Source organism: Pseudomonas sp. NFPP24, from assembly GCF_900112095.1.
Taxonomy (GTDB): domain Bacteria; phylum Pseudomonadota; class Gammaproteobacteria; order Pseudomonadales; family Pseudomonadaceae; genus Aquipseudomonas; species Aquipseudomonas extremorientalis.
Genome location: NZ_FOKD01000001.1, coordinates 32,503 through 58,872, shown reverse-complemented (window position 1 = coordinate 58,872; position 26,370 = coordinate 32,503). Strand labels below are relative to the sequence as shown.

Sequence of the window (26,370 nt, the reverse complement as noted above, 5' to 3'; positions counted from 1 at the left end):
CGCGACCCGCCCCGCCCACTCGCTTGCAGGAGAACGACCATGAGCGCTGTGATCGACGACCATGGTCACGCCGACCATGCCCACGGCCCCGCCAAGGGCCTGATGCGCTGGGTGCTGACCACCAACCACAAAGACATCGGCACCATGTACCTGTGGTTCGCCTTTGCCATGTTCTTGCTCGGCGGCTCGTTCGCCATGGTGATCCGGGCCGAGCTGTTCCAGCCCGGCCTGCAGATCGTGCAGCCGGCGTTCTTCAACCAGATGACCACCATGCACGGTCTGATCATGGTGTTCGGCGCGGTGATGCCGGCGTTTGTCGGCCTGGCCAACTGGATGATCCCGTTGATGATTGGCGCGCCCGACATGGCCCTGCCGCGCATGAACAACTTCAGTTTCTGGCTGTTGCCGGCGGCCTTCCTGCTGCTGGTCTCGACGCTGTTCACGCCAGGCGGCGGGCCGAACTTTGGCTGGACCTTCTACGCGCCGCTCTCCACCACCTACGCGCCGGAAAGCGTGACGTTCTTTATCTTCGCCATCCACCTGATGGGTATCAGCTCGATCATGGGCGCGATCAACGTGGTCGCCACCATCCTCAACCTGCGTGCCCCGGGCATGACCTTGATGAAAATGCCGCTGTTCGTCTGGACCTGGCTGATCACCGCGTTCCTGCTGATCGCGGTCATGCCGGTGCTGGCCGGGTGTGTGACCATGATGCTGATGGACATCCACTTCGGTACCAGCTTCTTCAGCGCGGCCGGCGGCGGTGACCCGGTGCTGTTCCAGCACGTGTTCTGGTTTTTCGGCCACCCCGAGGTGTACATCATGATCCTGCCGGCCTTCGGCGCCGTCAGCTCGATCATCCCGACCTTTTCGCGCAAGCCGTTGTTCGGCTACACCTCGATGGTCTACGCCACGGCGAGCATTGCATTCCTGTCGTTCATCGTGTGGGCGCACCACATGTTCGTGGTGGGCATCCCGTTGGTGGGCGAGTTGTTCTTCATGTACGCCACCCTGCTGATTGCCGTGCCCACCGGGGTGAAGGTGTTCAACTGGGTCAGCACCATGTGGCAGGGCTCGCTGACCTTCGAAACGCCGATGCTGTTCGCCGTGGCCTTCGTGATCCTGTTCACCATTGGCGGTTTCTCCGGGCTGATGCTGGCGATTGCCCCGGCGGACTTCCAGTACCACGACACCTATTTCGTGGTGGCGCATTTCCATTACGTACTGGTGCCCGGCGCGATCTTCGGCATCTTCGCCTCGGCCTACTACTGGCTGCCGAAATGGACCGGCCACATGTACGACGAAACCCTCGGCAAGCTGCACTTCTGGCTGTCTTTCGTTGGCATGAACATGGCGTTTTTCCCAATGCATTTTGTCGGGCTGGCGGGCATGCCGCGCCGGGTGCCGGACTACAACCTGCAGTTCGCTGACTTCAACATGGTCTCGTCGATCGGCGCGTTCATGTTCGGCGCCACGCAGATCTTCTTCCTGTTTATCGTGATCAAGTGCATCCGTGGCGGCCCGCCGGCGCCGGCCAAGCCCTGGGATGGCGCTGAAGGCCTGGAGTGGAGCATCCCTTCGCCGGCGCCATACCACACCTTCACCACGCCGCCGGAGGTCAAATGAACACGCCTTGGCACTGCTTACACGGCCAATGTGGGAGAGGGCTTGCCCCCGGCGGTGTGTCAGCCGACATCATGATTGGCTGCAAAACAGCTATCGGGGGCAAGCCCCCTCCCACAATGGCCTCATTCACATTGGGTGGGCGTCATGGCTGAATACTTGCCGATCAAGCGCCTGGTCACACGGCTGCTGATCCTGGTGGTGGCGATGTTCGCCTTCGGCTTTGCGCTGGTGCCGATCTACGACGTGATGTGCAAGGCGTTCGGCATCAACGGCAAGACCGCAGGGCAGTATGAGGGCGAGCAGGTTGTCGACCCGACGCGCCAGGTGCGCGTGCAGTTCCTGTCTACCAATGCCATCGATATGGTCTGGGATTTCTATGCCAAGGCGGACGAAGTGGTGGTCAACCCGGGCGCGGTGACCGAGATGCTGTTCGTGGCTCACAACCCGACTGACAAGCCGATGACTGCCCAGGCCGTACCAAGCATTTCCCCGGCCGAAGCGGCGATGTATTTCCACAAGACCGAATGCTTTTGCTTCACCCAGCAAGTGCTGCAGCCGGGCCAGCGGATCGAGATGCCGGTGCGCTTCATCGTCGACCGCGACATGCCCAAGGATGTGAAGCATCTGACTCTGGCGTACACGCTGTTCGATATCACTGCGCGCCAACCGCCGGTGGCTGTGCATACCGGCGGCTAGCTACTGTTTGCCCCCTCAATCAGGAGAGCGAATACATGTCGACTCATGATACGTACTACGTACCAGCGCAAAGCAAATGGCCGATAATTGCCACGATTGGCATGCTGGTCACCGTGTATGGACTGGCTGTGTGGTTCAACGACCTCAAGGCGGCACGCCCGGAATCCCACGGCCCGTGGATCTTTTTTGTCGGTGGGCTGCTGCTGGCTTACATGCTGTTCGGTTGGTTCGGTGCGGTCATCAAGGAAAGCCGCGCCGGTTTGTACAGTTCGCAGATGGACCGTTCGTTCCGTTGGGGCATGACCTGGTTCATCTTTTCCGAAGTGATGTTCTTTATCGCGTTCTTCGGTGCGCTGTTTTATGTGCGGCACATGTCCGGCCCGTGGTTGGGCGGTGAGGGTCACAAGGGCATTGCGCACATGCTGTGGCCGAACTTCGAGTTTGCCTGGCCGTTGCTCAACAACCCTGACCCCAAAATGTATCCCGCGCCTGAAGGCACCATCAGCCCGTGGGGTCTGCCGCTGGTCAATACCATCCTGCTGGTGAGCTCCAGCGTGACCATTACCATCGCCCACCATGCCCTGCGCAAAGGTCATCGCGGTGCGTTGAAGATCTGGTTGGCGATCACGGTGCTGTTGGGGCTGGCGTTCCTGGGGTTCCAGGCCGAGGAGTACATCCACGCCTATAAAGAGCTGGGCCTGACGCTGGGCTCCGGCGTGTATGGCGCGACGTTCTTTATGCTCACCGGCTTCCACGGCGCCCACGTGACCATCGGCACCCTCATTCTGTTCGTGATGCTGATGCGCATCCTCAAGGGGCATTTCAATGCCGAGCACCAGTTCGGCTTCGAGGCGGCCAGTTGGTACTGGCACTTTGTGGACGTGGTGTGGATCGGGCTGTTTTTCTTCGTTTACGTGCTGTGAGGCGGCTTACCACGGCGCATGAGAAACCAGTTGGCCGCTGAAAAAGCCCCAGGTGATCAAGGCCAGGGTGATCACGGCCAGTACGACACGCACGGTCAGGGCGTTGACGAGGCGGTTGGAGTTGCCCTCGTCCTTGACCAGGAAGAACAAGCCACTGAACAGGCTCACGACGGTCGCGATCAGCATCAGGGCAATAGCAGCTTTGAGCATGGTCGGGCTCCACGGGGATGGGCGGGCAATGAAAACAAGTATAGCCAGCGCCGCAAAACGCTTTCGTCCTGGGATCGCACCCACCTTAGTGGTGCTGGTACTGCTGCCCCTGATGGTGGGGTTGGGGTTCTGGCAACTGTCGCGCGGCCATGAAAAGCAGCTGCTGGTGGACAGTTATGCCGAGCGGCGCGCAGCGGAGCCGATCAGCAGTGCGCAACTCAATAACATGGCCGACCCGGCCTTTCGCCGCGTGCGCTTGCGCGGGCAGTTGGATGCCGGGCACAGCGTGTTTCTCGATAACCGCATGCGCGACGGCAAGGCCGGCGTAGAGCTGCTGCAACCCTTCCACGATCAGGCCAGCGGCCTGTGGCTGTTGCTGAATCGCGGCTGGCTACCCTGGCCGGACCGGCGCACGCCACCGGTTTTCAGTACCCCGGAGCAGCTCTTGAATCTGGATGCCTGGGTCTACGTCGCCCCTGGCGAAACCTTCCAATTGCACGCCGACCCCGTCAGCGCGCAATGGCCACGCCTGCTGACGGCGCTGCACCCTGCCGCGTTGTGGGCGCAATTGGGCCGCAGCGGTTTCGCCTATGAGCTACGTGCCGAGCCCGGCCCCGGCACTTACGAAACCAACTGGCCCATCGTGGCCATGGGGCCGGAAAAACACCTGGCGTATGCCGTGCAGTGGTTCGCCATGTCGCTGGCGTTGCTGGCGCTTTACCTCTACCTCGGATGGCACAACAAAAAGGAGAAGCCCCATGGGAGCGGCCATGAATCCACCCAACATGTCTGAGGTGCCTGATCGGCGCAAAGGCCGTTGGCAACTGATTCTGATCCTGATGATGGTGATCGGCCCGATGGCGCTGGCCACTTTCATGTACAAGCTGCAGTTCTGGGTGCCGCAAAGCCGCAGCTACCACGGCGAGATGATCGGCAACGGCCAGACCCGCGCCGACATTGGCGTGCCGGCCGATGAGCAGCGCTGGCAACTGCTGGTCACCGCGCCCGCCGCCTGCGCCGCCGATTGCCAGCAACTGGTCTACCTCGCGCGTCAATTGCAGATTGGCCTGGGGCGCGATGCCTCCCGCGCCAGCCATGCCTTGGCCAGTGCGCAGCCGCTGGACAGCGACTATGACGCCAAGCTCAAGGCCGAGTACCCGCAACTGCAACGCTACCCGCTGGACCTGTCGACCTTCAGTAAAAACGCCGCTGCACCGGGGGATGCTCAGCTGTGGATCGTCGACCCCCACGGCAACCTGGTGCTGCGCTATGACACCAAGGTCAAGGGCAAGGACTTGCTCAACGACCTGCGCCACCTGCTGAAACTGTCGAACATCGGATAGGGGCACCGTCATGGCCAAACCTGGATTTCGCCTCGCGTTGTTTGCCACCTTGCTGGCGCTGATCGTTGTGCTGCTCGGCGCTTATACCCGCCTGACCCATGCGGGTCTGGGCTGCCCGGACTGGCCCGGCTGCTATGGCTTCATCGGCGTGCCCAACACCGAAGCCCAACTGGCCCACGCCGAGCTGCACTTCCCCGATACGCCGGTGGAGGCGGACAAGGGCTGGGCCGAGATGACCCATCGCTACTTCGCTGGCACCCTGGGCTTGCTGATTGTGTTGCTGGCGGCGCGCTCGTGGAGCCATCGGCGCGATCCGGGCCAGCCAGTGAAGCTGCCGCTGTTTGTACTGGCGGTGGTGTTCGCCCAGGCGGCATTTGGCATGTGGACGGTGACATTGAAGCTGTGGCCGCAGGTGGTGACGGGGCATCTGTTGGGTGGCTTTGCGACCTTGAGCCTGCTGTTCCTGCTGACCCTGCGTTTGTCCGGCGTATTGCCCGCGCTGATCGTGCCCAAGCGCCTGCAATATTGGGCGACGGCAGGCCTGGTGCTGGTGATCGGCCAGATTGCCCTGGGCGGTTGGGTCAGTTCCAACTACGCGGCGGTGGCCTGTATCGATTTGCCAACGTGCCATGGGCAGTGGTGGCCGGCAGCGGACTTTGCCAACGGCTTCCACCTGACTCAACACATCGGCCCCAATTACCTCGGTGGGCAGTTGGACAGCGAGGCGCGCACCGCCATCCACCTGACCCACCGCATCGGCGCCGTCATCGTCAGCCTGGTGCTGCTGGGCCTGGCCTGGCAGTTGCGCGCAGTCGGAATGACGCGGTTGGCCGGCTTGCTGTTGATCGCCCTGGCGGCGCAAATCTGCCTGGGCCTGAGCAATGTGTATTTCCACCTGCCGCTGCCGGTTGCGGTAGGGCATAACGCGGGCGGTGCGGCGTTGTTACTGACGCTGGTACTGGTCAACTATCACGCGCGCACCAGCCTGGTCCGGGTGCGCAACCAGTTGCCGTTCGGCTGGCGCTTTATTCCACGCAAACACGTATCGGGCCTCGTTACCCTTAAAGGAGAGATGCCATGGCGACCTTGATCGGCGCACGTCACGGCCAGGCCATCTGGCGTGATTATCTGGAGCTGACCAAGCCCAAGGTGGTGGTGCTGATGCTCATCACCTCGCTGGTGGGGATGTTCCTGGCGACTCGCGCTGGTGTGCCGTGGACCGTGCTGGTGTTTGGCAACCTGGGGATTGCCCTGTGTGCAGGCGGCGCGGCGGCGGTCAACCATGTGGTGGACCGACGCATCGACGCGGTAATGGCGCGCACTCACAAGCGGCCGTTGGCGGAGGGCCGGGTGTCACCGCTGGCGGCGTTGGCCTTTGCTTTGTTTCTGGCTGTTGCCGGGTTGGCCCTGCTGCTGGCATTCACCAATCCGCTCGCAGCCTGGCTGACGCTGGCCTCGCTGCTCGGTTATGCGGTGATCTACACCGGTTTTCTCAAGCGTGCGACGCCACAGAATATTGTTATCGGCGGCTTGGCCGGTGCAGCGCCGCCCTTGCTGGGTTGGGTCGCCGTCACCGGGCATGTCAGCGCCGAGCCTCTGCTGCTTGTGTTGATCATCTTCGCCTGGACCCCGCCACACTTCTGGGCCTTGGCCATCCATCGCAAGGAAGAATACGCCAAGGCCGATATCCCGATGCTGCCGGTGACCCACGGCGAGCACTACACCAAGGTGCATATCCTGCTCTACACCTTTGCCCTGCTGGCGGTGAGCCTGATGCCCTATGTGATCCACATGAGCGGCCTGCTGTACCTCGGCTGCGCCCTGGTATTGGGCGGGCGCTTTCTGCAATGGGCCTGGGTGTTGTACCGTGGCGGTCGGCCGCACGCGGCGATCAACACCTTCAAGTACTCTATCTGGTACTTGCTGCTGCTGTTTATCGCCCTGCTCGTAGACCACTACTTACTGTTGAACCTATGACTCGAACTCAAAAGACTGTCTTCATCCTGGTGGCCCTGGTGGCACTGATCATGGGCCTGACCGTTAACAAAGTGCTCTCGGGCAAGGGCCAGGGCGACCCTACCGCGCTGATCGACGCAGGTATCATCCTGTTGCCGCAAAGCCGTCAGTTGCCGCCGGTGACCATGACCAACCAGGACGGCCAGCCGGTGCTGGTCAACGAATTGAAAGGCAAGTGGAGCCTATTGTTCTTCGGCTACACCTTCTGCCCGGACATTTGCCCGACTACCCTCGCCCAGCTGCGCCAGATCAAGAGCGAGCTGCCTAAAGAGGCTGTGGATAAGTTGCAGGTGATTTTGGTCAGTGTGGACCCGAACCGCGATACGTCGACCCAGCTCAAACAGTACCTGGGCTACTTCGACCCGCAGTTCCAGGGCCTGACGGGCGCGAATGTGGAGGAGGTGCAGAAGGTCTCGAATGCGGTGAGCATTCCGTTCATTCCGGCGGATACCAGCAAGCCCAACTACACCGTCGACCACAGCGGCAACCTGGCATTGATCGGGCCGGATGGGACTCAGCGCGGGTTCATCCGTGCGCCGTTGAACAACCAGAAGCTGGTGGCGCAGTTGCCGGGGTTGTTGAAGCGTCAGTAACAGGCGACACATAACAAATGTGGGAGGGGGCTTGCCCCCCGATAGCAGTGGGTCTGCCACCAGATGCAGTGACTGACACTCAGCAATCGGGGGCAAGCCCCTCCCACATTTTTTGATCTTCAGCGTGTTGGAGATCGAATCAGATCAGAACGCCGGCTTGATCGCGCCTTTGTACTTCTCTTCGATGAATTGCTTCACTTCAGGCGTGTGCAGGGCTGCAACCAGCTTCTTCACGGCGTCCGAGTCCTTGTTGTCTTCGCGGGTCACCAGGATGTTCACATAAGGCGAGTCGCTGCCTTCGATCACCAGCGCATCCTTGGACGGGTCCAGCTTGGCTTCCAGCGCGTAGTTGGTGTTGATCAGCGCCAGGTCGACCTGGGTCAGTACGCGCGGCAGGGTGGCGGCTTCCAGTTCGCGGAATTTCAAGCCTTTCGGGTTGGCGGTGATGTCCTTGATGGTCGACAGGATGTTGGTCGGGTCCTTCAGGGTGATCAGGCCGTTCTTGGCCAGCAGCAACAGGGCCCGGCCGCCGTTGGTGGCGTCGTTGGGGATCACCACATTGGCGCCGCTTGGCAGTTCGTCCAGCTTCTTGTACTTGCTGGAGTAGGCGCCCAGGGGTTCTAGGTGCACCGCGCCGACGCTCACCAGGTGGGTGCCCTTGGCTTTGTTGAATTCATCCAGGTACGGCTGGTGTTGGAAGAAGTTGGCGTCCAGGCGCTTTTCCGCGACTTGTACGTTCGGCTGCACGTAGTCGGTGAAGACTTTGATCTGCAGGTCCACGCCTTCTTTGGCGAGGGCAGGTTTCACGAATTCGAGGATTTCCGCGTGTGGGACCGGCGAAGCCGCGACCGTGATGGTCTCGGCGTGGGCGGAAAACGCGGCAACGGCGGCGAACGCAACCAGTAGTTTCTTCATCCAACAAGCTCCTTGTTCGGGCATGTGCCGGCTTATCCCCGGCAATGGCCGTTATTTTCGAGAAAAGTGCACCACCAGCTTGTCGCCGACGGTTTGCAGAATTTGCACCAGGATCAACAGCATCACCACCGTGACCACCATCACGTCAGTCTGGAAACGCTGGTAACCGAAACGGATCGCCAGGTCACCCAGGCCGCCGGCACCCACCACACCGGCCATGGCCGTGTAGGACACCAGTGTAATCGCGGTCACCGTAATCGCCGCGAAAATGCCTGGGCGCGCTTCGGGCAGCAAGGCGTTGGTGATGATCTGGCGCGTGCTGGCGCCCATCGATTGCGTGGCTTCGATAATGCCGCGGTCCACTTCACGCAGCGCGGTTTCCACCAGGCGTGCGAAGAACGGCGTCGCGCCCACCACCAACGGCGGAATCGCACCAGCCACACCCAGCGAAGTGCCGGTGATCAATACGGTGAACGGGATCATCACGATCAGCAGGATGATGAACGGCAGCGAACGCAGGATGTTCACGATCAGCGACAGCAGCGCGTACAGGCCCTTCTGTTCGAACAGTTGGCGCGGGCTGGTGAGGAACAGCAGCACGCCCAGGGGCAGGCCCAGCACTACGGTGAAGAACAGTGAGCCGAACAGCATGGTCATGGTGTCGCCGGTGGCGAGCCAGATTTCGGACCAGTCGATATTGGCGAAGAAACTCAACAGGACGTCCATTAGCGCAGGATCTCCATGTGGACGTCAGCAGCGGTGAAGCGCGCAAATGCGGCGTCCATGTCGCCACCGGTGACGGCGAGGGTCAATTGCCCGTAAGGGATGTCTTTGATGCGGTCGATACGACCGGCGAGGATGCTGTAGTCCACGCCCGTTTCGCGTGCGACGGTGCCCAGCAGCGGCGCGTAGGTCGCTTCGCCCTGGAACGTCAGGCGCACGATGCGGCCGGGTACGTGAGCGAAGTCATCGCGTTGCTCGTTTTCGTCGACCTGCTCGGACTCTTGCACGAAACGCTTGGTGGTTGGGTGCTTGGGGTGCAGGAATACATCGGCCACCGAGCCTTGCTCGACGATCACGCCGGCGTCCATTACGGCCACCTGGTCGCAGACACGGCGGATCACGTCCATTTCATGGGTGATCAGCACGATGGTCAGCTTCAGCTCGCGGTTGATCTCGGCCAACAGTTGCAGCACCGAGGCGGTGGTCTGCGGGTCGAGGGCGCTGGTGGCTTCGTCGCACAGCAGGATCTTCGGCTTGGTCGCCAGGGCGCGGGCGATGCCGACGCGTTGTTTCTGGCCGCCGGACAACTGCGCCGGGTACTTTTTGGCGTGGTCCGACAGGCCGACGCGGGCGAGCAGTTCTGCGACGCGCAGGTCGATGTCCTTGCGCGACAATTCGCCGGCCAGGGTCAGTGGCAGTGCGACGTTGTCGGCGACGGTCTTGGACGCCAGCAGGTTGAAGTGCTGGAAGATCATCCCGACCTGCTGGCGGAAACGGCGCAGGCCGTTGGCGTCCAGGGCGGTGACTTCTTCGCCATCTACCCTGATGGTGCCGCCGCTCGGTTCTTCGAGGCGGTTGATCAGGCGCAGCAGGGTGCTTTTGCCCGCGCCGGAGTGGCCGATGAGGCCGAACACCTGGCCGTTTTCGACACTCAGACTGGTGGCGTGCAGCGCGGGAATATCCCTACCGGCGACGCGGTAGGTTTTATGGACGTTTTGAAACTCGATCACGTAGCGAACCTTGTGGGGCGCATGGAAAAGGGATCAGCGGTTAGCCGGGCGCGCATTTTAGCCTGTCTGTATAGCGTTTCTTAGCATTTATTTCGTATTCAACCAGCGATTTGGCAATAACGCGATCAAAGGTCATAAAAAAGGAACGGTACAAAACCGCGTCAGTCACTACTTAAGCAACTCGATTTCCCAGGTGCCGTGCCTGGGGTTTTGCTCAAACGAGCCGGGGACCGCTCTGGCCACTTTGAATAAGGAGTTTTGACTGATGAGTAGCAAAAAGCCAAAGAGCGAGCTAGCGGGCACCGACACCCTGGATCGTGGTAACACCAACGCCAAGCTGCAGGCCCTGGAGGCCTTCCGCTCCGATGCGACCGGTCAGGCCCTGCGTACCAATCAGGGCGTCAAGATTTCCGACAACCAGAACACCCTGAAAGTGGGCTCCCGTGGCCCATCGCTGCTGGAAGATTTCATCATGCGTGAAAAAATCACGCACTTTGACCATGAGCGTATCCCGGAGCGCATCGTGCATGCCCGTGGCACCGGTGCCCATGGCTATTTCCAGACCTACGAGAACCATTCGGCGCTGACCAAGGCTGGTTTCCTGCGTGACCCTGGGCATAAAACGCCGGTCTTCACCCGCTTTTCCACTGTGCAGGGCCCGCGTGGTTCGGGTGACACGGTGCGTGATGTGCGCGGTTTTGCCGTGAAGTTTTTCACCGAAGAAGGCAACTTCGACCTGGTGGGCAACAACATGCCGGTGTTTTTCATTCAGGACGCGATCAAGTTTCCTGACTTCGTACACGCCGTGAAGCCCGAGCCGCACAATGAAATTCCTACAGGCGGGTCGGCGCACGATACCTTCTGGGACTTCGTCTCGTTGCAGCCTGAATCGGCGCACATGGTGATCTGGGCGATGTCTGACCGTGCCATTCCAAAGAGCCTGCGCAGCATGCAGGGTTTTGGCGTGCACACCTTCCGCCTGGTGAACGCCGAGGGGAAATCCAACTTCGTCAAATTCCACTGGCGTCCTACGGCGGGTACTTGCTCGCTGGTGTGGGACGAAGCGCAAAAGCTGGCCGGTAAAGATACCGACTACCACCGCCGCGACCTTTGGGAAGCCATTGAGATGGGCGACTACCCTGAGTGGGAATTGGGCGTGCAGGTGATTCCCGAGGACAAGGAGCATGCGTTCGACTTCGATATCCTCGACCCGACCAAGCTGATCCCTGAGGAGCTGGTGCCGATCACGCCGCTGGGCAAGATGGTGCTCAACCGCAACCCGGACAACTTCTTCGCTGAAGTCGAGCAGGTCGCGTTCTGCCCAGGCCATATCGTGCCGGGTATCGACTTCTCCAACGATCCACTGCTGCAAGGTCGGCTGTTTTCCTACACTGACACGCAGATCAGTCGACTCGGCGGGCCGAACTTTCATCAGTTGCCGATCAACCAGCCGGTCACGCCGCTGCATAACAACCAGCGCGATGCCATGCACCGCAGCACCATCGATAAAGGGCGAGCCTCTTATGAGCCGAACTCCATCGATGGCGGCTGGCCGAAGGAAACGCCACCGGCTGCGCAGGATGGTGGTTTTGAGTCCTACCCTGAGCGCATCGACGCGCACAAGATCCGTGAGCGCAGCGAGTCGTTCGGCGATCACTTCTCCCAGGCGCGTCTGTTCTTCCACAGCATGAGCAAGCACGAACAGGAGCACATCATTGCGGCTTACAGCTTTGAGCTGGGCAAGGTCGAGCGCGAGTTTATCCGCGCGCGTCAGGTCAACGAGATCCTGGCCAACATCGACCTGGAACTGGCCAAGCGCGTGGCGCAGAACCTGGGGCTGCCCGCGCCGACCCAAGGCACGGTGCCTGTCCGTAAAACCCAGCCGGAACGTTCGCCGGCATTGAGCCAGGCAAACCTGCTGCCGGGTGATATCAAAACGCGAAAAGTGGCGATTCTTGCCGCGAACGGCGTTGATGGTGCTGCAATTGATGCGTTGAAGAAGGCACTGGAAGCCGAGGGCGCACATGCCAAGCTGCTGGGGCCAACCTCGGCACCGGTAAAAACGGCTGATGGTAAAAGCCTGAAGGTGGATGCCTCCATGGAAGGTATGCCGTCGATTGCGTTCGATGCGGTATTTGTCCCTGGCGGGAAAGACTCTGTTAAAGCCTTGAGTGGTGATGGCGTGGCGTTGCACTTCCTGTTGGAAGCGTACAAGCACTTGAAGGCGATTACCGTCGCCAACGACGCTAAGTCATTGCTGGATCTGTTGAAGCTTGAGGCGGATGCGGGACTGATCGTCGGGTCGGATGCCAAGGCGTTCAAGGCATTCTTTGCCGCGATTGCCCAGCACCGGGTCTGGGATCGTGAGCCTAAGGCCAAGGCGATTCCGGCTTAAGTCTTTGGTTGTTTGTTAGATCGTCATCGGGGGCAAGCCCCCTCCCACATTTTGAGCTGTGAATACATTCAAAGTGCGGGAGGGGCTTGCCGCCGATGGTTTTATTCCGCCTTGCGCGGAATAAGCACAACCTGCGCCGGAATCTTCTTCAGAATCTGCCGGTGAATCTTCAGGTCATACCCCGAATCAATTCGCTTCACCCGTTTGGTCAGCAACGTGGCCAGCCACGGGTAATCCTCTGTGCGCGGCGCCTGGATGCTCACATCGCATTGGTAATTCACCACGTCGGTGGCAATTGCATCCAGCTGATGGCGCAGTTCTTCGATGTTGGTGAGGTTCAACGCCACGGTGGTGCTGGGCGCCGTGGGGTCGATGACCTTGGCGGCGGGCTTGGCCTCGGCGGCTTTCAGGTCGGCTTCGGCTTTGTCCAGTTCGGCCTTGCGCGCATGGCTGATGGCGCTGTTGACGCCACCGGTCAGCGCGGGTGCCTTGGGCATCAGGGCGCGGGCACGGCTCAGGGCGGTCGCCGCAGCGTTTACGTCGCCCTTTTGCAGCACGATCTGGCTGCGTTGCAAGTAGGCTTCAGCCAACTGCCGCTGGTAGGTTTCCAGCGCCGGGTCGTTGGGCGACTGGGCTTGCAGCGCCGCTAGCTGGTCTTCTGCGGTGGCCAGTTCGCTGCTGGCCAGGTTTTGTTCCAGCTGTGCGATGGCCGCAGCGCGTGCGTCCGGGGCCTCGGGGGCGGCGGGCGGTGTGCTTTGACAGGCGCCCAGCAGCAGGGAAAATGCGGCAAGGAGCAGATAACGGGAGGTGAACGGCTTCATTCCTGCGACTCTCTATTTGCGCAAAAAGCGAGCAAGTCTACACCCCTCGACGGGGCAGGACAAAACTCAGCAGAAACAGGGCGGCGGCCGTGACCACAATCGACGGCCCGGCCGGCGTGTCCTTGAACCAGGACAACGCCAGGCCCCCGCACACAGCGAGCATCCCCAGCAGGCTGGCGCCCACCGCCATCTGCTCCGGTGAGCGGGCGTGGCGCTGGGCAGCGGCCGCAGGAATGATCAGCAGCGACGTGATCAACAATACGCCGACAATCTTCATCGCGACAGCGATCACCACGGCGATCAATAACATCAGGGCCATGCGCAGGGCCGGCACGGGCAAGCCTTCTACCGTGGCCAGCTCTTCGTGCACGGTAATCGCCAGCAGCGGGCGCCACAGCGCGACCAGCAGCGCCAGTACGGCCGCGCTGCCGCCGAGGATCCACGCAAGGTCGCCGGGGCTGATCGCCAGCAGGTCGCCGAACAGGTAGGCCATCAAGTCGATGCGCACTTCATGCATGAAGCTCAGCACCACCAGGCCCAGGGACAGGGTGCTGGGTGCCAGGATGCCCAATAGGGTGTCGGAGGCCAGGGGCTGGCGCTGTTGCAGGGTCACCAGCAGTACCGCTAATAACAGGCAGCCAACGGTCACGGCGATGGTCGGGCTCACATCCAACAGAAAGCCCAGGGCCACGCCCAGCAGCGCGGCGTGCGACAGGGTGTCGCCAAAATAGGCCATGCGCCGCCAGACCACGAACGAGCCCAACGGGCCCGCCACCAATGCCAAAGCCAAGCCTGCCAGCAGGGCGTAGAGCAGAAAATCAGCCATGCTTGCAGCTATCTCCATGAACGTGGGTATGAGGGGCGGCGGGGTCATCGACGACGGCGCCATGCAGGTCGTGGGCGTGGTCGTGATGGTGGTGGTAGATCGCCAGGCTCTGGGCGTTCTTGCCGAACAGCTCGACGAACGCCGGGTCGCCGCTGACCTGTTCCGGATGGCCCGAGCAGCACACGTGGCGGTTGAGGCACACCACCTGGTCGGTGGTGCTCATCACCAGGTGCAAATCGTGGGACACCATCAATACGCCGCAGCCATGGCGGTCGCGCAGACGGGTAATCAAGCTGTACAGCTCGGCCTGGCCGGCGACGTCGACGCCCTGCACGGGCTCATCCAGCACCAGCAGTTCCGGCTCGCGCAACAGGGCGCGGGCCAGCAGCACGCGCTGCATTTCGCCGCCGGAAATGCTTTGCACCGGGCTGTCGATCACCTGTTCGGCGCCGACTTCCCTGAGCGCCGCCTGGGCGCGGGCACGGTCTACGCCGGGTACCAGGCGCAGGAAGCGCAGGACTGACAATGGCAAGGTTGGATCGACATGCAGCTTCTGCGGCATGTAGCCGACGCGCAGCTTGGGCTTGCGCCACACACTGCCGGTGTCGGGCTTGAGCAGGCCCAGCACGGCACGCACCAGGGTGGTCTTGCCGGCGCCGTTGGGGCCGATCAGGGTAACGATCTGCCCCGGCTCCACGCTCAGTGCGATGTTATCCAGCACGTTTTGCCCGGCGAACGTGACCCCGACCTGCTCCAGGCGGATTAACGCGTTGCTCATCAAGCCCCCTGGCAGCCCGAGCACAGGCCGACCACTTCGACCGTTTGCCCTTCGACCCGGAAGCCGACCTCGGCAGAACTCTTGATGATGGCGTCGCTGATGCTTTTTTGTTCAAGCTCGATGGCGGCGTGGCACTCGCGGCAGATCAGGAACTGGCCCTGGTGCGCGTGTTCCGGGTGGCTGCAGCCGACGAAGGCGTTAAGCGAGGCGATGCGGTGCACCAGGCCGTTTTCCAGCAGGAAGTCCAGTGCGCGGTACACGGTGGGCGGCGCGGCGCGGCGGCCGTCCTGCTCGCTGAGCACGCCGAGAATGTCGTAGGCGCCCAGCGGCTTGTGGCTCTGCCACACCAATTCCAGCACGCGGCGGCGCAGTGCGGTCAGGCGCAGCCCCTTCTGTGTGCACAGGGTGTCGGCTTCCGACAGCGCGGTATGCACGCAGTGAGAGTGGTCGTGGGGACGGCTGGCAAGCGGTGTTTTAGGCATGAGCGGCGACAGATATTTGATAGAGACGTTATTATGTTACCCGTTCCTACGCCATTGAGTGGTCATCGTGTCCCGACTTTTTCCCGTTTTTGTCGTATTTGTCACCAGTTTGTTCATGGCTGGCGCCGCTCAGGCCGAGGTCAAGGTGTTGACCAGCATCAAGCCGTTGCAGTTGATTGCTGCGGCGGTGCAGGACGGCGTGGCGGTTCCGGAGGTGTTGTTGCCACCGGGCGCGTCGCCGCATAACTATGCGTTGCGACCATCCGACGTACGGCGTGTGCAGTCGGTGGACCTGCTGTACTGGATCGGCCCGGACATGGAGAGTTTCCTGCCGCGCGTGTTGAAAGGTCGTACGGCAACAACGGTAGCAGTGCAGGACCTGCCGGGCATGAAGCTGCGCCGTTTTGCCGAAGATAGCCACTCCCACGCCGATGAAGCCGACGAACATGACCACGATCACCGCCCAGGCAGCCTGGACGCGCACTTGTGGCTGTCCACGATCAACGCACGGGTTATTGCTGCACGCATGGCCACTGACCTGGCTGCTGCCGATCCGGCTAATGCCTCGCGTTACCAGAGCAACGTGAAGGCCTTCGACGAGCGCCTGGATGCCCTGGATGCTCGCCTGAAAGCCCGTCTTGCGCCGATCGATGGCAAGCCCTACTTCGTGTTCCATGAAGCCTTCGATTACTTCGAAGACGCTTATGGGCTCAAGCATGCCGGCGTGTTCAGCGTGGCCGCTGAAGTCCAGCCTGGCGCCCAGCATGTCGCGGCGATGCGTACCCGTTTGCAGGAAGTGGGCAAGACGTGCGTGTTCAGTGAACCGCCGTTGCGTCCGCGCCTGGCTGAAACGCTGGTGGCCGGGTTGCCGGTGAAGTTGGCAGAGTTGGATGCGCTGGGGGGTTATACCCCGGCTACCGCTCAAGGCTACGAGCAAGTGCTGGATAAGTTGGGCAACGACTTGGCGGGTTGCCTGGAATCGCTCTGACAGCAAACGACGACCAAATGTGGGAGGGGGCAAGCCTCCTCCCACACTTTTTGATCTCACAGGCTTTTAGAGGGCAAATGGCAGTTGCACGGTGACCCGCTGACGCTGCATCAGTCGATGCTCGAACTCCGCCGGGTCGTGGATCAGCACATCCTGTCCCGCAAAGGATTCAGCCGCGATCAGGCGTGACAGCCAGAATCGCACACAGGCCACGCGCAACATCGTCGGCCACAGCTCGGCTTCCTTCGCGGTAAACGGCCGCAGCCCTGCATACGCTCCCAGCAAGGCCCTGGCGCGTTGCCCATCAAGCACGCCATCGGCGTCCGAGCACCAGTCATTCAGGGCGATCGCCACGTCGTACAGCATCGGGCCGGAGCAAGCGTTGTAGAAGTCGATCAGGCCGGTGAGGTGCGTGCCTTCGAACATCGCGTTGTCGCGGAACAGGTCGGCGTGCACGTTGGCGCGTGGCAGGGCGAGGATCTCGGCCTTGTGCGCTGCGATCTCGGTCAGAGCATCCTGCAACAGGCGTTGCTGTGCGGCGTTCAGGTGCGAAATCAGTTGCGCGCCTTCACTGAGCATCCAGTCCAGGCCGCGATCGGTCTTGCGCTCGAGGACTCTCTCGCCCTGCGTCGCCAGGTGCAGATGGCCCAGCAGGTCACCGACCTGGGCGCAGTGCTGGGCGTTGGCGTCCTTGATGTGCTTGCCGGCCAGGCGCGGTTGCAGCAGTGCCGGTTTGCCTTTGAGTTCGCGCAAGGCCACGCCGTCGGTGGTGCGCAGGGCGTAGGGCACCGGCAGGTCGGCGTCGTGGAGTACGTCGAGCAGTTCGATGAAGAACGGCATTTGCGCAACCGGGCCACGCTCGACCAGGGTCAGGACAAACTCACCCTGCTCCAGGCTGATAAAGAAATTGGTGTTTTCGCTACCGGCGGCAATCCCCTGGAAGTCGATCAGGCGGCCGAGGCCGTAAGGGGCGAGAAAGGTTTCCAGCTCGGGCCGAGCCAGGGGGGTGAACACAGACATGGTTAAAACTGCCAGTACGGGCGCCGCGGTGCGCGGCGCCAATTGAAGTTAAGAAATCATTTCCATTCGAAGATCTTCCATGACGGGATCAGCATATCCGGCTGGTCAGAACGGATGAAGTTCGCATCGGTTCCGTCCGCGCGCACCAGGAAATAAGGAGGTGCGCCCTTCGGGATGACCTTGATTGCGTAAAGGAAACCGTTCTGGCGGTACTCCTGAATGGTCTTGTCGCCTTCCGTGCGAATGGTCACTTCCGGATCGCCCCCAGGCGCATCGTCTGCCGCCACGGCAGCCATCGGAGCGAGTGCAATCAAGCCAGTCAACAGCAGGCGATTGAATGTACGCATGATAACCTTGTCCCTTTGTCGTCATTGGTCCGGCTATTCTAGCGCCTGACCCGCCGAAAAGGTTGATTCTGCTCATGAGCCAAGCACCCCTCGTCCTGGTGGACGGTTCTTCGTATCTGTACCGTGCCTTCCACGCATTGCCACCGCTGACCACTTCCAAAGGCCTGCCCACCGGCGCGGTCAAGGGCGTGTTGAACATGCTCAAGAGCCTGCGCAAGCAGTACCCGGACAGCCCGTTCGCGGTGGTGTTCGACGCCAAGGGTGGGACCTTTCGCGATGACATGTACGCCGAATACAAGGCCAACCGCCCGAGCATGCCCGATGACATGCGCGTGCAAATCGAGCCGTTGCACCAGAGCGTGATCGCGCTGGGCTTCCCGTTGCTGTGCGTCGAAGGCGTCGAGGCCGACGATGTGATCGGCACCCTGGCGCGCAGCAGTGCGGCGGCTGCCCGCCCCGTGGTGATCTCCACCGGTGACAAGGACATGGCGCAACTGGTCGACGGGCACATTACCTTGGTCAACACCATGACCGGTAGCGCGATGGACATCGAGGGCGTGAAGGAGAAATTCGGTGTCGCTCCCGAGCAGATCATCGACTATCTGGCGCTGATGGGCGATTCGTCCGACAACATCCCGGGTGTTCCGGGTATCGGTCCGAAGACCGCTTCCGGCTTGCTGGTCGGCGTGAACGGCGGCATCAAAGAGCTTTATGAGCAGTTGGATATTGTGCCGACCTTGCCTATCCGAGGCGCCAAGACGTTGCCGGCCAAGCTGGAAGAACATCGGGAGAGTGCTTTTCTTTCCTACCAGTTGGCGACGATCAAGTGCGATGTACCGTTGGATATCGGTCTGGATGATTTGCACCTGATCGAGCCGGATCGCGAGAAGCTGCTGGAGTTGTACACGCTGCTGGAGTTCAAGAGCTGGATTGATGAGGTCCAGCGCGATGCCAAACGCGTGGAACTCAAGGCTGCGCCGGTTGCCGAGCAAGCCGTCGAGGCAGTAGCGCCGGCAGAGGCCACCTACACCACCATCCTCGATCAGGCGACGTTCGACCTTTGGCTGAAGAAGCTCAACGACGCGAAGTTGTTTGCCTTCGACACCGAAACCACCGGTATCGATGCCCAGCAGGCGCAGCTGGTCGGCGTCTCCTTCGCCGTGCAGCCCCATGAAGCGGCCTACATCCCGTTGACCCATTCCTACATCGGCGCGCCGGAGCAGTTGGACCGCGACACCGTCCTGCTGGCTCTGAAACCGCTGCTGGAAGACCCGACCAAGCTCAAAGTCGGCCAGCACGCCAAGTTCGATATGAATATCCTGGCCAACTGCGCTATCGGCGGCGACCCGGCGCAGGGCATTACCGTGCGTGGCATTGCGTTCGACACCATGCTTGAGTCCTATGTGCTGAACTCCACGGCAACCCGTCACGACATGGACAGCCTGGCCAAGAAGTACTTGGACTACGACACTGTTGCTTTCCAGGACATCGCCGGCAAGGGCGCCAAGCAGCTGACCTTCGATCAGATCGCCCTGGAGCAGGCCGGCCCTTATGCGGCGGAAGATGCCGATGTGACCCTGCGTCTGCACCAGGCTTTGTTTGCACAGTTGACGGCCATCCCGAGCCTGGCGAGCGTGCTCACGGATATCGAGATTCCATTGGTGCCGGTGCTGGCCCGTATCGAGCGCCAGGGTGCACTGGTGGACAAGGACCTGCTGGGTATCCAGAGCATCGAGCTGGGCAACAAGATGGTCGAACTGGAGCGCCAAGCCTTCGAGATCGCCGGCGAGGCGTTCAACCTCGGTTCGCCCAAGCAGCTCGGCGCGATTCTTTACGAAAAACTCGGCCTGCCGGTGCTGAAGAAAACCGGCAAGGGCCAGGCCTCCACCGCCGAAGAAGTGCTGGCCAAGCTGGCTGAGGATGACTATCCGCTGCCCAAGGTGCTGATGCAGTACCGCAGCATGAGCAAGCTGAAAAGCACCTACACCGATCGCCTGCCGGAACAGATCAACCCGCGTACCGGACGTATCCACACCTCCTATCACCAGGCGGTGGCGGCGACCGGGCGCTTGTCTTCCAGTGATCCGAACCTGCAGAACATCCCGGTGCGTACCGCCGAAGGGCGGCGGATTCGCCAGGCGTTTGTTGCACCCAAGGGCTACAAGCTGCTGGCGGCGGACTATTCGCAGATCGAGCTGCGGATCATGGCGCACCTGTCCAAGGACGAGGGCTTGATGAACGCCTTCCGTCACAACCTGGATGTGCACACCGCCACGGCGGCCGAGGTGTTCAAGGTTGAGCTGGGCGAGGTCACCTCCGACCAGCGCCGCAGTGCCAAGGCGATCAACTTTGGTCTGATCTACGGCATGGGCGCGCAGAAGCTGGGCAAGGACATCGGCGTCGATACCAAGACGGCCAAGGCCTACATCGATGTGTATTTCGCCCGTTATCCGGGGGTTCGCGAGTACATGGAGCGCACCCGCGCCCAGGCGGCAGATCAAGGCTACGTGGAAACCTTCTTCGGCCGTCGCCTGTACTTGCCCGAGATCAACTCCAACAAGCCCCAGGAGCGCGCGGCCGCTGAACGCACCGCGATCAACGCGCCGATGCAGGGCACGGCGGCCGACATCATCAAGAAAGCCATGGTGTTGGTGGACAACTGGCTGACCGATTCGGGCCTGGATGCCAAGGTGATCCTGCAGGTGCACGATGAATTGGTACTGGAAGTGCGCGAAGATCAGGTGGCGCAGGTCAGCGAAAAGATTCGCGAGCATATGAGTGCGGCCGCGAAGCTGGACGTGCCGCTGCTGGTGGAAGTGGGCGTCGGCAATAACTGGGATGAAGCGCACTGACGTGCGGGCGCTGCCACCGCGCTGTGTGGTGGCAGAGTGCTTTAGTGCGGAAATCGCCGTTGGTTATTTCAAATAGTTTTTCTGACTTGCCGGAACTTAACCCGTGAACTGCTACTCAGAGTTACTGAATGGGTGGTGAAGCCCTTCAATGCTCCTATGTTGTGTTAAGTGTTGGCAGATATCTGGACCCCGCCCTAGCGGTCCGGAACTTGAACCCCGAACTTCCCCTCCCCATACGAAGTCCGGGGTTTTTTTTGCCCGCAGAAAAGTTATTCCGCGAGTTCCGCGCCTTTGTCCGCCAATTCCATCCAACCGGCCAGCACGGTGTAAGCCTCTTCCAGGCCCATGCGCTTTGGTGCCGAGAACAGCTGGATCGTGATCGCGTCGCCCCAGCCCTTACGGATTTCGGACTGCACTTTGAGCAAGGTGTTCTTGGCCGCGCCGTAGGTCAGCTTGTCGGCCTTGGTCAGCAGGATATGCATCGGCATGCCGCTGGCGACCGCCCAATCGAGCATCAACAGGTCGAAATCGGTCATCGGATGGCGGATGTCCATCATCAGAATCAAGCCTTTCAAACTCTCCCGGCCACCCAGGTAAGCCTCCAGGTGACGCTGCCAGTGCAACTTCAGCGGGATAGGTACTTTTGCATAACCGTAACCCGGCAGGTCGACCAGACGCCGATCATCGTCTAGCTTGAAGAAATTGAGGAGTTGCGTGCGGCCCGGGGTTTTCGAGGTGCGCGCCAGGCTCGCGTGAGTCAGGGTGTTCAGCGCGCTGGACTTGCCGGCGTTGGAACGACCGGCAAAGGCGACTTCAAAGCCTTCGTCATCGGGGCATTGGTCAACTTTGGCGGCGCTGAGCATGAACGTGGACTGTTGGCACAGGCCGAGGATGGGATTCTTGAGTTGCATGAGATTTCCGATGTGGGCGGTGCCGAGAAAGGGTGCGGCAAGCGGTGTCGTTTCCGTTTCAGTAGCGCCAGTATATAATGCCGCAGATTTTGTGTGTGCTTTGTCCCAGCGAAGGATGAAGTTCACGGGAGCGATAGACCTTTATTGCGCATTAGAACGCAGAACGCTCTCAAACCCTGAAATGGTCGACGTATGACCAAGTGGTTGCTCGCTATCGGTGCTCTGGTCCCGCTTTACGGCGTTCAGGCTACACAGGATCCGGAAGCGGTGTACAACCGAGTTTGCGTGGCTTGCCATGCCGGCCAGTTGCCCAGCGCCCCCAGACGGGGTGACCAGGCAGCCTGGGCGCCAAGACTGGCGCAGGGCATGGACACGCTGGTGCTACACGTGACCCAGGGTTTCAAGGCAATGCCGCCGCGTGGTTTGTGCATGGACTGCAGTACTGAGGATTACCAGGCCATCATTGAATTGATGGTGAGTAAACCCGGTAGATAACTCTTAAACCCCTTAGCCGTAGTTGGATTAGCTGATGAACAAACTGATCGTGAGTCTGCTGTTGACCTTGGGCATCACCGGTGTTGCCCATGCTGCAGGCGACGCTACAGCGGGCCAGGCGAAAGCCGCCGTATGTGGTGCTTGCCATGGACCGGATGGTAACAGCCCGGCACCGAACTTCCCCAAACTGGCCGGCCAGGGCGAGCGTTACCTGACCAAGCAGATGCAGGATATCAAGTCCGGCAAGCGCACGGTCCTGGAAATGACCGGCTTGTTGACCAACCTCAGCGATCAGGACCTGGCAGACATCGCGGCGTATTTTGCCAGCCAGAAAGGCAGTGTGGGAGCTGCTGATCCGAAACTGGTGGCCCGCGGCGAGAAACTGTTCCGCGGTGGCGACCTGGATAAAGGCCTGCCGGCCTGCACCGGTTGCCATTCGCCCAATGGCGCGGGCATTGCCGCCGCCGGCTTCCCGCACTTGAGTGGCCAGCACGCCACCTACATTGCCAAACAGCTGACCGATTTCCGTAAGGAAGAGGCCGGGCGCACCAACGATGGCGACGCGGCGATCATGCGCACCATCGCCCGCAAGCTGAGTGACGAGGACATTGCGGCGGTCTCCAGCTACATCCAGGGCCTGCACTGAGGTGCACGCAACGTTAACACTCGATTAATCCCGCGATGCAAGCATAAAAAGGGTGGCCCAGGCCGCCCTTTTTTGTGGCCGGTGCCGTTACACTAACGAACTCATGCCCGCGCAGACCTGTCACAACAAAGGTCGCGTGAGGCGACTTTATTTGTCCAGGAGTAAAGCATGCGTAATCTGATCCTCAGCGCCGCTCTCGTCACTGCCAGCCTCTTCGGCATGACCGCACAAGCCGCCGATGTGCCGCTTGAAGCCGGTAAGACCTACGTTGAATTGGCCAATCCGGTTCCGGTTTCCGAACCCGGCAAGATCGAAGTGGTGGAGTTGTTCTGGTACGGCTGCCCGCATTGCTACGCTTTTGAACCGACCATCAACCCATGGGTTGAAAAACTGCCCAAGGACGTGAACTTCAAGCGCATTCCAGCCATGTTCGGCGGCCCATGGGATGCCCACGGCCAACTGTTCCTGACCCTGGAAGCCATGGGTGTCGAGCACAAAGTCCACAACGCGGTATTCGACGCGATCCAGAAGCAAGGCAAGCGCCTGACCAAGCCGGACGAAATGGCTGACTTCGTGGCCACCCAAGGTGTCGACAAGGACAAGTTCCTGGCCACCTTCAACTCCTTCGCTATCCAGGGCCAGATCAAGCAGGCCAAGGAGCTGGCGCAGAAGTATGGCGTGCAAGGCGTACCGACCATGATCGTCAACGGCAAATACCGTTTCGACCTGGGCACTTCCGGTGGTCCTGAGCAGACCCTCAATGTTGCCGACCAACTGATCGCCAAAGAGCGCGCAGCCAAGTAAGGGGCCCGTCATGCGCCGCTGGGGTACCGAACGTGTGGTTGGCCTGCATGATCCGCAGGTCAATGAACATCACCTGGAGTCCACGGGCCTGCCGGCAGACAGCCGCCTGCGCCTGCTCAGCTTCAATATCCAGGTAGGCATCAGTACCGAGAAGTACCGGCACTACCTCACCCGTGGCTGGCAGCACCTGCTGCCCCATAACGGACGTGCTGGCAACCTGCAAAAGATCGGCAACCTGCTGAACGACTTCGACCTTGTCGCCCTGCAGGAAGCTGATGGCGGCAGCATGCGCTCCGGCTATATAAACCAGGTGGAACACTTGGCCCAGCTGGGTGCCTTCCCCTATTGGTATCAGCAGCTCAACCGTAACCTCGGGCGCCTGGCGCAGCACAGCAATGGTGTGCTCAGTCGCTTGAAGCCCTCAGTCATCGAAGATCACCCGTTACCCGGACCCAAGGGGCGGGGTGCGATCCTCGTGCGCTTTGGCGAAGGCCCGGAGGCCTTGGTGGTCGTGATGATGCACCTGGCACTGGGCGCCCGCACTCGCACGATGCAACTGGCTTACATCCGCGAGCTTATTGGCAATTACAAACACCAGGTGCTGATGGGGGACATGAATACCCACGCCAGCGACCTGTTGCAGAATTCTCCGTTGCGCGACCTCGGCCTACTGGCGCCGCAAGCCGAAGCCACGTTCCCCAGTTGGCGCCCGCAACGCTGCCTTGACCATATCCTGCTCAGTCCTACCCTCACACTCGAGAGTGTGCAGGTGCTGGCGCAGCCCATCTCCGATCACCTGCCGGTCGCGGTAGAGATTCGTCTGCCGGGTTCGCTCACGGCTGATGCATTACCCGCGTTGAGCCCTGGCCCCCGCGGACCCCTTGCATGAGCGACGACGCCCAGCGCTGGAAAGAGAAATACCTCAAGAGCATCGAGCAACAGGAAAAACTCGAACGCCGCTGGGCTGCCCGCCTCGACCTGCTGCGCCGTGGACTGGTGCGCAGCACGCTGGCGGCTGAGGGCACTGACCGCGCCGTCGACCAATGCATGAAGGAAATGCGCGACGTCGTCCGTACCGATGATATGGACGCCGCCCTCGCCGCCTTGCTGCCGCGCCTAGAAAAAGCCGTGCTGGATTCGGAGCAGCGCCGCGAAACCCGGGTCGACCAGATCAGCACCGCGCTGACTTCCCTGGTCACGCAACTACAGAAACTTCCATTGCCCCGTGAGGTGGCCCGGCCGCTGAAGACGTTCGCCAAGCAGTTGGACGGCCGCGTCGGCCAGGCGCGAGAGATCCCGCTGTTGCTCAGCGAGTTGAGCGGCCTGCAGGGCCAGGCACTGAACAACCTGGAGCCGGACGGCGAAACCGCGCGACCAGGCCTTGGGCTTTTGCAGCGCCTGTTCGGCGCTAAGGACGTTGCGAACGAAGCGGTGGCGGACGAATCGCCCCCCCGACCGGCCCCGCAGCCTGCGGCGACCAAGCCAGTCGCTGTCGAGCCACAGCCGTCCGAGCAATCCGAGGAGCTGACGCAAGCGTTGCGTGCCTTTGCGCCGCAGCCTCAAGAAACCGCCGCTCCGGTCATCGAGCCCGTAGCCCCCGCCCAGGAGGCCGAGCCCTCCAGCGAAACCTTCGTCTATGAAACCCCGCCTCGAGCCGACGCTATTGAAACACCCGGAGCGCGTGTCGAGCCCAAGCCTCAAGACGAAGAACCCGCACCGGAAAGCGCCCTCGCAGCCTTAATCGAAACGCCTGAAGTTCAGGTCGAGACCCCGGATGAGACCACCATTGGCAGCTTGTCGCTTCCACCGGTGCTAGAAGAGCTTGATCCTGACGAATTGCAAGCGGATGGAGCCTATGCCCTGCCTGACTCGCCAGAACCGTCCTACAGCTCCGTGGCCAAGCACATCGAAGACACTCTGCTCGGCCTGCTCGAAGAACTCTCGTTGCCCGAACGTCACCGACCCCAGGCCGAAGCCATGCGCGAGCGCCTGGCCCATGGTTTGAACTGGTACGAACTGCTGCCGATCCTCGACGATCTGGCAGTCTTGATGCTGGCGATCACCGACAGCGGCCAGCATGAGTTCGAGGCTTACCTCAAGCAGCTCAACGAACGGCTCGAGGCGTTTCAGGGCCACTTGCAAGTCGCCAGCGAGGGGCATGCCGACAGTCGCTCCGCCGCCCGTGAGTTGGACACACAGATCCGCGAACAGGTCGATGGTCTGCAAAGCAGCGTGCAGGAAGCTGCCGACCTGGACAGCCTCAAGCACGTGTTGGAAAGTCACCTTGAGGGCCTGCTCGGTACCATGGATGAGCATCAGCAGCAGCGCGACCTGCGCGAGCAGGAGACGGCGGCACGCCTCAAAGGTCTGGCTGAGCGGGTTGCCAACATGGAGCAGGAAGCCCAGGGCTATCGCGAGCACCTGGAGGTGCAGCGCCAGAAGGCGTTGATCGATCCGCTCACGGGCCTGCCCAATCGTGCCGCCTGGAGCGAGCGCCTCGATTATGAGGTAAACACCTGGCACCAGCACGGCAACAACCTGTCGTTGGCGATGCTGGACCTGGATCACTTCAAGCGTATCAACGATGGCTACGGCCACCTCGCCGGCGACAAGGTGCTGAAGATCATCGCCAACGTGCTGCGCAAGCGCCTGCGCCCGACCGACTTTATCGCGCGCTTTGGTGGTGAAGAGTTTGTCTTGCTGATGCCCGACTCATCCCTGGCGGATGCCCTGGCCGTGGGCGAGGTGTTGCGTGCGGCGATTGAAGCGTGCCCGTTTCACTTCAAGGGCGAGCCGGTGACGATCACCGTGTCCATGGGCGTGGCGCAGTTCCAGCCGGGAGAGCGCAGTGATCTTGCGCTCAAGCGTGCCGATGAAGCGTTGTATCGGGCCAAGGCCGCGGGGCGCAACCAGGTACAGGCTGCCTGAAAAATGTTCCATTTTGTGATTT

At 61.3% G+C, this 26,370-nt stretch carries 27 protein-coding genes; 16 read left to right on the top strand and 11 right to left on the bottom strand.

Features of this window, described 5'->3' with window-relative positions; genetic code table 11:
• The first annotated feature begins 39 nt into the window (after positions 1-39).
• The 3 genes from ctaD (at position 40) to BM026_RS00280 (ending at position 3,245) form a co-directional block, all read left to right on the top strand.
• On the top strand, positions 40-1,626 hold the full coding sequence (gene ctaD, locus BM026_RS00290) for a cytochrome c oxidase subunit I (protein ID WP_016978771.1): 1,587 nt from the start codon (positions 40-42) through the stop codon (positions 1,624-1,626).
• A 144-nt stretch (positions 1,627-1,770) separates the two neighbouring features.
• Positions 1,771-2,322 carry a cytochrome c oxidase assembly protein gene (locus BM026_RS00285; RefSeq protein ID WP_071490934.1) on the top strand — a complete coding sequence of 184 codons (552 nt, stop codon included), beginning with the start codon at positions 1,771-1,773 and terminating at the stop codon, positions 2,320-2,322.
• 35 nt (positions 2,323-2,357) lie between these two features.
• Positions 2,358-3,245: a cytochrome c oxidase subunit 3 gene (locus tag BM026_RS00280; RefSeq protein ID WP_071490935.1), complete on the top strand. Its 888-nt coding sequence runs from the start codon at positions 2,358-2,360 to the stop codon at positions 3,243-3,245.
• 6 nt (positions 3,246-3,251) lie between these two features.
• Here the strand turns inward: BM026_RS00280 and BM026_RS00275 are convergent, their stop codons facing one another.
• Complete coding sequence (locus BM026_RS00275) at positions 3,252-3,455, bottom strand: twin transmembrane helix small protein (protein ID WP_058424417.1); 204 nt, start codon at positions 3,453-3,455, stop codon at positions 3,252-3,254.
• 28 nt (positions 3,456-3,483) lie between these two features.
• Here BM026_RS00275 and BM026_RS00270 point away from each other — a divergent pair, with 28 nt between their 5' ends.
• The 5 genes from BM026_RS00270 to BM026_RS00250 are packed head-to-tail and all read left to right on the top strand — an operon-like array spanning position 3,484 to position 7,407.
• Positions 3,484-4,248 (top strand): SURF1 family protein, encoded by a 765-nt coding sequence (locus BM026_RS00270; protein ID WP_093527072.1) that lies wholly within the window; start codon positions 3,484-3,486, stop codon positions 4,246-4,248.
• Positions 4,214-4,798, top strand: a complete 585-nt coding sequence (locus BM026_RS00265; protein ID WP_092241439.1) for a hypothetical protein — start codon at positions 4,214-4,216, stop codon at positions 4,796-4,798. Before BM026_RS00270 ends, BM026_RS00265 begins: the two co-directional genes overlap by 35 nt.
• A 10-nt stretch (positions 4,799-4,808) precedes the next feature.
• Positions 4,809-5,888: a COX15/CtaA family protein gene (locus tag BM026_RS00260; RefSeq protein WP_092241437.1), complete on the top strand. Its 1,080-nt coding sequence runs from the start codon at positions 4,809-4,811 to the stop codon at positions 5,886-5,888.
• On the top strand, positions 5,876-6,775 hold the full coding sequence (gene cyoE / locus BM026_RS00255; protein WP_071490938.1) for a heme o synthase: 900 nt from the start codon (positions 5,876-5,878) through the stop codon (positions 6,773-6,775). Before BM026_RS00260 ends, cyoE begins: the two co-directional genes overlap by 13 nt.
• Entirely contained in the window at positions 6,772-7,407 is a 636-nt protein-coding gene (locus BM026_RS00250) for an SCO family protein (RefSeq protein WP_071490939.1), read from the top strand. Before cyoE ends, BM026_RS00250 begins: the two co-directional genes overlap by 4 nt.
• Positions 7,408-7,551: 144 nt before the next feature.
• Here BM026_RS00250 and BM026_RS00245 read toward each other — a convergent pair whose 3' ends face one another.
• From BM026_RS00245 to BM026_RS00235, 3 genes are read right to left on the bottom strand one after another with little or no spacing between them, the layout of a single operon-like run.
• On the bottom strand, positions 7,552-8,322 hold the full coding sequence (locus BM026_RS00245) for a MetQ/NlpA family ABC transporter substrate-binding protein (RefSeq protein ID WP_093514273.1): 771 nt from the start codon (positions 8,320-8,322) through the stop codon (positions 7,552-7,554).
• 51 nt (positions 8,323-8,373) lie between these two features.
• Positions 8,374-9,048 (bottom strand): methionine ABC transporter permease, encoded by a 675-nt coding sequence (locus BM026_RS00240; protein WP_010207814.1) that lies wholly within the window; start codon positions 9,046-9,048, stop codon positions 8,374-8,376.
• Positions 9,048-10,055, bottom strand: a complete 1,008-nt coding sequence (locus tag BM026_RS00235) for a methionine ABC transporter ATP-binding protein (RefSeq protein ID WP_093514274.1) — start codon at positions 10,053-10,055, stop codon at positions 9,048-9,050. The genes BM026_RS00240 and BM026_RS00235 overlap by 1 nt, the downstream gene beginning before the upstream one ends.
• Positions 10,056-10,320: 265 nt before the next feature.
• Between BM026_RS00235 and katE the strand changes: the two genes are divergently transcribed.
• Positions 10,321-12,450: a catalase HPII gene (gene katE, locus BM026_RS00230; RefSeq protein WP_071490942.1), complete on the top strand. Its 2,130-nt coding sequence runs from the start codon at positions 10,321-10,323 to the stop codon at positions 12,448-12,450.
• Positions 12,451-12,551: 101 nt separating this feature from the next.
• Here katE and BM026_RS00225 read toward each other — a convergent pair whose 3' ends face one another.
• From BM026_RS00225 to BM026_RS00210, 4 genes are read right to left on the bottom strand one after another with little or no spacing between them, the layout of a single operon-like run.
• Positions 12,552-13,271 carry a PA5502 family lipoprotein gene (locus BM026_RS00225; protein ID WP_093527070.1) on the bottom strand — a complete coding sequence of 240 codons (720 nt, stop codon included), beginning with the start codon at positions 13,269-13,271 and terminating at the stop codon, positions 12,552-12,554.
• A 37-nt stretch (positions 13,272-13,308) separates the two neighbouring features.
• Positions 13,309-14,097: a zinc ABC transporter permease subunit ZnuB gene (znuB, locus tag BM026_RS00220; protein WP_071490944.1), complete on the bottom strand. Its 789-nt coding sequence runs from the start codon at positions 14,095-14,097 to the stop codon at positions 13,309-13,311.
• A complete protein-coding gene (gene znuC / locus BM026_RS00215) occupies positions 14,090-14,875 on the bottom strand; it encodes a zinc ABC transporter ATP-binding protein ZnuC (RefSeq protein WP_092241423.1) in 786 nt (261 codons plus the stop codon). Before znuC ends, znuB begins: the two co-directional genes overlap by 8 nt.
• The gene (locus tag BM026_RS00210; protein ID WP_025854323.1) at positions 14,875-15,357 is read right to left on the bottom strand and encodes a Fur family transcriptional regulator; all 483 of its coding nucleotides are present in this window, start codon (positions 15,355-15,357) and stop codon (positions 14,875-14,877) included. Before BM026_RS00210 ends, znuC begins: the two co-directional genes overlap by 1 nt.
• Before the next feature lie 58 nt (positions 15,358-15,415).
• Here BM026_RS00210 and BM026_RS00205 point away from each other — a divergent pair, with 58 nt between their 5' ends.
• Positions 15,416-16,345 (top strand): zinc ABC transporter substrate-binding protein ZnuA, encoded by a 930-nt coding sequence (locus tag BM026_RS00205; RefSeq protein ID WP_092241422.1) that lies wholly within the window; start codon positions 15,416-15,418, stop codon positions 16,343-16,345.
• Between the two features lie 66 nt (positions 16,346-16,411).
• Here the strand turns inward: BM026_RS00205 and BM026_RS00200 are convergent, their stop codons facing one another.
• Positions 16,412-17,365 (bottom strand): homoserine kinase, encoded by a 954-nt coding sequence (locus tag BM026_RS00200; protein ID WP_092241420.1) that lies wholly within the window; start codon positions 17,363-17,365, stop codon positions 16,412-16,414.
• 56 nt (positions 17,366-17,421) lie between these two features.
• The gene (locus BM026_RS00195; protein ID WP_071490948.1) at positions 17,422-17,712 is read right to left on the bottom strand and encodes a DUF2782 domain-containing protein; all 291 of its coding nucleotides are present in this window, start codon (positions 17,710-17,712) and stop codon (positions 17,422-17,424) included.
• A gap of 74 nt (positions 17,713-17,786) precedes the next feature.
• Here BM026_RS00195 and polA point away from each other — a divergent pair, with 74 nt between their 5' ends.
• Positions 17,787-20,564, top strand: a complete 2,778-nt coding sequence (gene polA / locus BM026_RS00190) for a DNA polymerase I (RefSeq protein ID WP_092241418.1) — start codon at positions 17,787-17,789, stop codon at positions 20,562-20,564.
• Positions 20,565-20,833: 269 nt separating this feature from the next.
• Here the strand turns inward: polA and yihA are convergent, their stop codons facing one another.
• Complete coding sequence (gene yihA / locus BM026_RS00185) at positions 20,834-21,475, bottom strand: ribosome biogenesis GTP-binding protein YihA/YsxC (RefSeq protein ID WP_010207832.1); 642 nt, start codon at positions 21,473-21,475, stop codon at positions 20,834-20,836.
• Positions 21,476-21,667: 192 nt separating this feature from the next.
• Between yihA and BM026_RS00180 the strand changes: the two genes are divergently transcribed.
• The 5 genes from BM026_RS00180 to BM026_RS00160 all read left to right on the top strand — a co-directional run bounded on the left by BM026_RS00180 (position 21,668) and on the right by BM026_RS00160 (position 26,348).
• Complete coding sequence (locus BM026_RS00180; protein WP_092241416.1) at positions 21,668-21,970, top strand: c-type cytochrome; 303 nt, start codon at positions 21,668-21,670, stop codon at positions 21,968-21,970.
• A 34-nt stretch (positions 21,971-22,004) separates the two neighbouring features.
• On the top strand, positions 22,005-22,616 hold the full coding sequence (locus tag BM026_RS00175; protein WP_058424433.1) for a c-type cytochrome: 612 nt from the start codon (positions 22,005-22,007) through the stop codon (positions 22,614-22,616).
• A gap of 168 nt (positions 22,617-22,784) precedes the next feature.
• Complete coding sequence (gene dsbA, locus BM026_RS00170; RefSeq protein ID WP_033899253.1) at positions 22,785-23,420, top strand: thiol:disulfide interchange protein DsbA; 636 nt, start codon at positions 22,785-22,787, stop codon at positions 23,418-23,420.
• Positions 23,421-23,430: 10 nt separating this feature from the next.
• On the top strand, positions 23,431-24,309 hold the full coding sequence (locus BM026_RS00165) for an endonuclease/exonuclease/phosphatase family protein (RefSeq protein ID WP_058424434.1): 879 nt from the start codon (positions 23,431-23,433) through the stop codon (positions 24,307-24,309).
• Positions 24,306-26,348 carry a GGDEF domain-containing protein gene (locus BM026_RS00160; RefSeq protein ID WP_093527068.1) on the top strand — a complete coding sequence of 681 codons (2,043 nt, stop codon included), beginning with the start codon at positions 24,306-24,308 and terminating at the stop codon, positions 26,346-26,348. Before BM026_RS00165 ends, BM026_RS00160 begins: the two co-directional genes overlap by 4 nt.
• Positions 26,349-26,370: the final 22 nt, after the last annotated feature.